Annotated in this window: 7 protein-coding genes; 1 reads left to right on the top strand and 6 read right to left on the bottom strand. The window is 65.5% G+C overall.

Annotation, left to right across the window (positions count from 1 at the left end; all coding sequences use genetic code 11):
• The 5 genes from ABY44_RS22225 to ABY44_RS22205 all read right to left on the bottom strand — a co-directional run.
• The coding region (locus ABY44_RS22225) for an electron transfer flavoprotein subunit alpha/FixB family protein (RefSeq protein ID WP_060180856.1) at positions 1–773 on the bottom strand (773 nt) is incomplete at its 3' end.
• Positions 774–789: 16 nt separating this feature from the next.
• Positions 790–1,539, bottom strand: coding sequence for an electron transfer flavoprotein subunit beta/FixA family protein (locus ABY44_RS22220; RefSeq protein ID WP_021157446.1), 750 nt, complete (start codon positions 1,537–1,539; stop codon positions 790–792).
• A 228-nt stretch (positions 1,540–1,767) separates the two neighbouring features.
• Positions 1,768–2,562 carry a MetQ/NlpA family ABC transporter substrate-binding protein gene (locus tag ABY44_RS22215; RefSeq protein WP_027788052.1) on the bottom strand — a complete coding sequence of 265 codons (795 nt, stop codon included), beginning with the start codon at positions 2,560–2,562 and terminating at the stop codon, positions 1,768–1,770.
• 31 nt (positions 2,563–2,593) lie between these two features.
• Positions 2,594–3,247 carry a methionine ABC transporter permease gene (locus ABY44_RS22210; protein WP_006486982.1) on the bottom strand — a complete coding sequence of 218 codons (654 nt, stop codon included), beginning with the start codon at positions 3,245–3,247 and terminating at the stop codon, positions 2,594–2,596.
• Positions 3,237–4,271 carry a methionine ABC transporter ATP-binding protein gene (locus ABY44_RS22205; protein WP_060174727.1) on the bottom strand — a complete coding sequence of 345 codons (1,035 nt, stop codon included), beginning with the start codon at positions 4,269–4,271 and terminating at the stop codon, positions 3,237–3,239. The genes ABY44_RS22210 and ABY44_RS22205 overlap by 11 nt, the downstream gene beginning before the upstream one ends.
• Positions 4,272–4,487: 216 nt before the next feature.
• Between ABY44_RS22205 and ABY44_RS22200 the strand changes: the two genes are divergently transcribed.
• On the top strand, positions 4,488–5,408 hold the full coding sequence (locus ABY44_RS22200) for an alpha/beta hydrolase (RefSeq protein ID WP_060174726.1): 921 nt from the start codon (positions 4,488–4,490) through the stop codon (positions 5,406–5,408).
• A gap of 27 nt (positions 5,409–5,435) precedes the next feature.
• Here ABY44_RS22200 and ABY44_RS22195 read toward each other — a convergent pair whose 3' ends face one another.
• Positions 5,436–6,359, bottom strand: a complete 924-nt coding sequence (locus ABY44_RS22195; RefSeq protein ID WP_021157450.1) for a histone deacetylase family protein — start codon at positions 6,357–6,359, stop codon at positions 5,436–5,438.
• Between the last annotated feature and the right edge of the window lie 9 nt (positions 6,360–6,368).

Here is a 6,368-nt window from a genome sequence, read left to right as displayed (position 1 = left end):
ACCGCGATGTACAGCTGCGGTGCGACGATCTTGCCGGTCTGGCCGACCTGGTAGTCGTTCGGCACGTAGCCGGCGTCGACTGCCGCGCGCGATGCGCCGAGTGCCGCCGACAGCTTGTCCGCCAGCGGCTCCAGCACCTTCGTGTAGTTCTCGCCGCTGCCCAGACCACGGCCGCCCGATACGATGATCTTCGCGCTGGTGAGCTCCGGACGGTCCAGCTTCGTCACTTCACGGCTGACGAACTGCGACTTGCCGGCGTCTGCCGCCGCCTCGATCTTCTCGACCGACGCGCTGCCGCCTTCCGCTGCAACCGGATCGAAACCGGTCGCACGCACCGTGATGACCTTGATCGGGTCGCTCGACTGCACCGTCGCGATCGCGTTGCCCGCGTAGATCGGGCGCTCGAACGTGTCGGCACTGTCAACCGCCGTGATGTCGGAGATCTGTGCGACGTCCAGCTTCGCGGCGATACGCGGCGCGATGTTCTTGCCGTAAGCGGTCGCCGGCGCGAGGATGTGCGAATAGTCCTTCGCAATGTTCAGCGCGGTCGCTTCGACGTTTTCCGCGAGACCTGCTTCGAGTTGCGGCGCGTCGGCCAGCAGCACCTTCAATACACCCGCGATCTTTGCTGCCGCGTCGGCCGCGCCTTGCGCATTGTGGCCTGCGACCAGCACGTGAATGTCACCGCCGATCTTCGCCGCCGCCGCCACCGTGTTCAGCGTCGCGGCCTTGATCGACGCGTTGTCGTGTTCTGCAATCACCAGAATCGTCATTTCTTTCCGCTCCCTCTTACAGCACCTTGGCTTCGGTCTTCAGCTTCTCGACCAGCGTCTTCACGTCCGGCACCTTCACGCCGGCTGCGCGCTTCGGCGGCTCGGCCACCTTCAGCGTCTTCAGACGCGGCGCGACGTCCACGCCGAGGTCTTCCGGCTTCACCGTTTCCAGCGGCTTCTTCTTCGCCTTCATGATGTTCGGCAGCGTCACGTAGCGCGGCTCGTTCAGGCGCAGGTCGGTCGTCACGACCGCCGGCAGCGTCAGCGACAGCGTTTCCGCGCCGCCGTCGACTTCGCGTGCAACGGTTGCCTTGCCGTCCGCGATCGTGACCTTCGATGCGAACGTCGCTTGCGGGAGACCAGCCAGCGCGGCCAGCATCTGGCCCGTCTGGTTCGAATCGTCGTCGATTGCCTGCTTGCCGAGGATCACCAGTTGCGGCTGCTCCTTGTCGACCAGCGCCTTCAGGATCTTCGCGACGGCCAGCGGCTCGACGCTGTCGTTCGATTCGACGAGGATCGCGCGATCCGCGCCGATCGCCAGCGCCGTGCGCAGCGTTTCCTGCGCTTGCGTCACGCCCACCGACACCGCGATCACTTCGGTCGCGACGCCCGCTTCCTTCAGGCGCACCGCTTCTTCCACCGCGATTTCGTCGAACGGGTTCATCGACATCTTCACGTTCGCGATGTCGACGCCCGTGTTGTCCGACTTCACGCGGACCTTCACGTTGTAATCGACCACTCTTTTCACTGGCACCAGGATTTTCATGCACACGCTCCAAAGTTACGAATACGACCAGAGGCCATTCTATAGCGAGGCCTCATGACTGCGCGGCCAAGCGGACCCAACCATCATGGTTGTCGAGGATACCGCTTCTTGACGACGCGCCAATGATAGCGAACGATCGTTCTATTTTAAAAGAGAAAAAACCCGGACGCAAAGCCCGGGTTTTCGATCATCGACTCTAATCTCTCCGGGCGTCCCGTTGTTCGCCCGTTACCAGGCGGCAATGACCGCTCCGCCGAACTTGCCTTCGATGAACTGCTTCACATCGGCCGAATGATAGGCCGCGATCAGTTTCGCCACCCACGGCTTGTTCCGGTCCGCCTCGCGGATCGCCAGGACGTTCGCGTACGGGCCGCTCGGCCCTTCGATCGCGATCGCGTCCTGTTTCGGTTTCAACCCCGCTTCCATCGCGTAGTTGGTATTGATCGCGGCCGCGTCGACGTCGCCGAGCGAACGCGGAATCTGTGCTGCATCGAGCTCGACGATCTTCAGCTTGCGCGGATTGTCAACGATATCGAGCGGCGTCGCCTTCAGCCCCGCGTCCGCACGCAGCTTCAACAGGCCCTGCTTCTGCAGCAACAGCAACGCACGGCCGCCGTTGGTCGGATCGTTCGGAACCGCGATGCGCGCGCCCGGCTTCAGTTCGGCCAGCGACTTCACGCGCTTCGAATAGATGCCCATCGGGAACGTGACGGTATCCGCGACCTTGATCAGCTTGTAGCCGCGATCCTTCACCTGCGCCTGCAGATACGGGTCGTGCTGGTAGCTGTTCGCATCGAGGTCGCCCGACGCGAGCGCCGCGTTCGGCTGCACGTAGTCGGAGAATTCGACGATGCGGATGTCGAGGCCGCTCTTCGCCGCGACCTTCTTCACCGCTTCCATGATCTGCGCGTGCGGCCCACCCGTCACGCCCACCTTGATGGTTTCGGCCTGCGCGTGCGCACCCGCGAACAGCGCGGCTGCGCCGAGTGCCACCGCGAACTTCAGCATGAAGCGTCGTTGCATCGTCTCTCTCCCCTAACGGATCAATTTCGTCTTATTTGTGGCTCAGCCGGCGGACGAGCCAGTCGCCGAACGACTGCACGATCTGCACGAACACGATCAGGATCGCGACGACCGTCCACATCACTTCCGGCAGATAGCGCTGATAACCGTAGCGGATCCCGAGATCGCCGAGCCCGCCGCCGCCGATCGCGCCCGCCATCGCCGAATAGCCGACCAGCGACACGAACGTGATCGTCAGGCCCGCGACGACGCCCGGCAGCGATTCGGGCAACAGCACCTTGAAGACGATCTGCGACGTGGTCGCACCCATCGATTGCGCGGCCTCGATCAGCCCGCGGTCGACTTCGCGCAGCGCCGTCTCGACGAGACGCGCGATGAACGGCGCGGCCGCGAGCGTCAGCGGCACGACCGCCGCGGCCGTGCCGATCGACGAACCCGTGACGAGTCGCGTAAACGGAATCACCGCGACCAGCAGGATGATGAACGGCGTCGAGCGGACGGCATTCACGATGCCGCCGAGCACGCGATTCACCGCGAGGTTCTGCAGCACGCCCTGGCGGTCGGTCAGGTAGAGCAGCACGCCGAGCGGCAGACCGACGAGCGCGCCGACCGCCCCGGAGATGCCGACCATGATCAGCGTCTCCCAGAACGACTGCACGAACATATCGAACATCTCACTCAACATACGAAAGCTCCTCTACCACCACACCTTGTTCGCGCAGGAACGCGAGCGCCTGCCCGACCTTGCCCGGCTCGCCGCCCGCGAGCACCGCGAGCGAACCGAATGCCTGCCCCTGGATCTCGTCGATCTGGCCATGCAGGATGTTGAAATCGAGTTCGTACCGACGAATCGTTTCCGACAGGATCGGCTGGTCGACACCCGAGCCCGTAAACGCCAGCCGCAGCAGATGCCCACTGCCGGTCTTCAGCCGCTCGGCCACGCGCGCCTTCAGCGCGGGCGGCAACTCCTGCGCGATCACGTCGCCGATCAGCGCGCGCGTCACTTCGTGATGCGGCTGCAGGAACACGTCGATCACGCGGCCTTCCTCGACCACGCGCCCCGCATCGAGCACCGCGACGCGATCGCACACCTGCTTGATCACTTCCATCTGGTGCGTGATCAGCACGATCGTCAGGCCGAGTTCGCGGTTGATGCGCTTCAGCAGGTCGAGGATCGAGCGCGTGGTCTCGGGATCGAGCGCGGACGTCGCTTCGTCCGACAGCAGCACCTTCGGCTGGCTCGCGAGCGCGCGTGCGATGCCGACGCGCTGCTTCTGCCCGCCGCTGATCTGCGACGGATAGCGATCCTTCTGCGCGGACAGCCCGACGAGGTCGAGCAGCGGCAGCACCGCGGCCTCGATGTCGGCACGGCTTGCGCCGGCCAGCTCGAGCGGCAGCGCGACGTTGTCGAACACCGTGCGCGACGACAGCAGGTTGAAGTGCTGGAAGATCATGCCGATCTCGCGTCGCGCCTCGCGCAGCGCACCAGCCGACAGCAGCGTGAGATCGAGCCCGCCGACGATGACATTGCCTTCGGTCGGCCGCGTGAGCAGGTTGATGGTGCGCACGAGCGTGCTCTTGCCGGCGCCGCTTCGGCCGATGATGCCGAACACCTCGCCCTGCGGAATCGTCAGGTTGATGTTGCGCAGCGCCTCGACCCAGCCGCCCGGCCCGGGAAATCGCTGCGAAAGATTGCGTAATTCGATCATGTAAACAAAACGGCGGCCGGCTGGCGAGTTGGCCCGCCAGTCGGCCGCCGATGCATCTGGAATAACCGTCGATTTTACCGCAAACCCCTCATTCCCCTTAATAATCGATTTCGATCTTTTCATAACCACACGAAATTAGAGGGACGCCGCTGGCGCGCCACGACGATGCCGCGACTATGATCCGGAACACCGACCAACCGACAGGGGACACGCCAGATGACCGCCACCACCACGCCGGCCGCCGCACCTGCCACCGCCGGACCGGCGCCATCGTCCTCACCCGCGCCGACGATGGGCCGCCTGCGTACCGCCGACGGGCTCGAACTGGCGTCGTACCGCTGGCCGGCTGGCGACGGCACCGAGCCGCCGCGTGCGACGATCGCGCTCGTACATGGCCTTGCCGAACATGCGGGTCGTTATGCCGCGCTCGCCGGCCGGCTGAATGCGGCCGGCATCGAGGTGCTCGCGATCGACCTGCGCGGGCACGGCCAGTCACCCGGCAAGCGCGCCTGGGTCGAGCGCTTCGACGGCTACCTGAACGATGCGGATGCGCTGGTCGCCGAAGCCGCACGCGGCAATTCGCCGCTGTTCCTGATGGGGCACAGCATGGGCGGGGAGGTCGCGGCGCTGTACGCGATCGAACGCGCACCGGCACGCGGCCACGCGCTGGCCGGCCTCGTGCTGTCGAGCCCGGCGCTCGCGCCGGGACGTGACGTGCCGCGCTGGATGCTCGCTGTGAGCCGCGTCATCAGCCGCATATGGCCGACCTTCCCCGCAATCAGGATCGATGCCGCGCTGCTGTCGCGCGATCCGGCCATCGTCGCAGCCAATCGCGCCGATCCGCTCGTCCATCATGGCCCGGTGCCCGCGCGCACCGGCGCGGAGATTCTCGACGCAATGGCACGCATCGAAAGCGGTCGCGGCGGGCTGCGCGTTCCGGTGCTCGTCTATCACGGCACCGAGGACAAGCTGACCGAACCCGACGGCAGCCGTGCGTTCGGTGCGCGCGTCGGCTCGCCCGATCGCACGCTGACGCTGTACGAAGGCGGCTTTCACGAAACGATGAACGATCTCGAACGCGATCGCGTGATCGACGCGCTGATCGCGTGGATTCACGCGCGGGCGCCGGCGCGCTGAGTGCGCCCGGGGCCGGTCACGCGATCGTCAGATGCCGGCCAGTACGCGCAGGTGCGCGACGACGCTGCGCCCGAGCGCGGACAGGTTGTAGCCGCCTTCGAGGCAGCTCACGATGCGCCCCTGCGCATGCCGGCGCGCCACCTCGACGATCTGCGCGGTCAACCATTCGAAGTCGGCTTCGACGAGGCCGAGGTTGCCGATGTCGTCCTCGCGATGCGCATCGAAACCCGCGGACACGAACAGCATCTGCGGCTTGAACGCATCGAGGCGCGGCAGCCAGAACATGTCGACGGCTTCGCGGATCGCCATCCCGTTGCTGCGCGCGGGCATCGGCAGGTTGACCATGTTCGGCGCCTGGTGATCGACGCCCGAGAACGGGTACAGCGGATGCTGGAAGAAGCTGCACATCAGCACCCGCTCGTCGTTCGCGAACGCCGCCTCGGTGCCGTTGCCGTGATGCACGTCGAAATCGATGATCGCGACACGCTCCAGACCGTGTACGTCGAGCGCATGTCGCGCGGCGATCGCGACGTTGTTGAAGAAGCAGAAACCCATCGCGCGCGCAGGCTCCGCATGGTGGCCGGGTGGACGCACGCCACAGAACGCATTCGCATAGCGGCCTTCGATCACCGCGTCGGTCGCCGCGATCGCGGCGCCGGCCGCACGCAGCGCCGCGCGCCACGTATCGCGGTTCATCAGCGTATCGGGATCGATCTCGACGTAGCCGTCGACCGGCGTCATGCTCCGGATGTAGTCGATGTGCGCCTGCGTATGCACCCGGCCCAGCGCCACCTCGCTCGCGAATGGCGCGGTTTCGTGCACGATCAGATCGTCGATGCGGCTCGCGATCAGTTGATCCTGGATCGCCGACAGGCGGGCCGGACATTCCGGATGCCATTCCCCCATCTCGTGCAGCATGCAGTCGGGGTGCGTATAGAAAGCGGTTGCCATAAGCTGTCA

It is taken from the genome of Burkholderia sp. ZZQ-2 (assembly GCF_050768715.1).
GTDB classification, from domain to species: domain Bacteria; phylum Pseudomonadota; class Gammaproteobacteria; order Burkholderiales; family Burkholderiaceae; genus Burkholderia; species Burkholderia cepacia.
This window is presented reverse-complemented; position numbering and strand designations above follow the sequence as displayed.

What these genes read in the sequence shown, in the direction of transcription:
- ABY44_RS22220 (WP_021157446.1), bottom strand. Translation starts at nt 1,539, where the DNA reads ATGAAAATCCTGGTGCCAGTGAAAAGAGTGGTCGATTACAACGTGAAG.
- ABY44_RS22215 (WP_027788052.1), bottom strand. Translation starts at nt 2,562, where the DNA reads ATGCAACGACGCTTCATGCTGAAGTTCGCGGTGGCACTCGGCGCAGCC.
- ABY44_RS22210 (WP_006486982.1), bottom strand. Translation starts at nt 3,247, where the DNA reads ATGTTGAGTGAGATGTTCGATATGTTCGTGCAGTCGTTCTGGGAGACG.
- ABY44_RS22205 (WP_060174727.1), bottom strand. Translation starts at nt 4,271, where the DNA reads ATGATCGAATTACGCAATCTTTCGCAGCGATTTCCCGGGCCGGGCGGC.
- ABY44_RS22200 (WP_060174726.1), top strand. Translation starts at nt 4,488, where the DNA reads ATGACCGCCACCACCACGCCGGCCGCCGCACCTGCCACCGCCGGACCG.
- ABY44_RS22195 (WP_021157450.1), bottom strand. Translation starts at nt 6,359, where the DNA reads ATGGCAACCGCTTTCTATACGCACCCCGACTGCATGCTGCACGAGATG.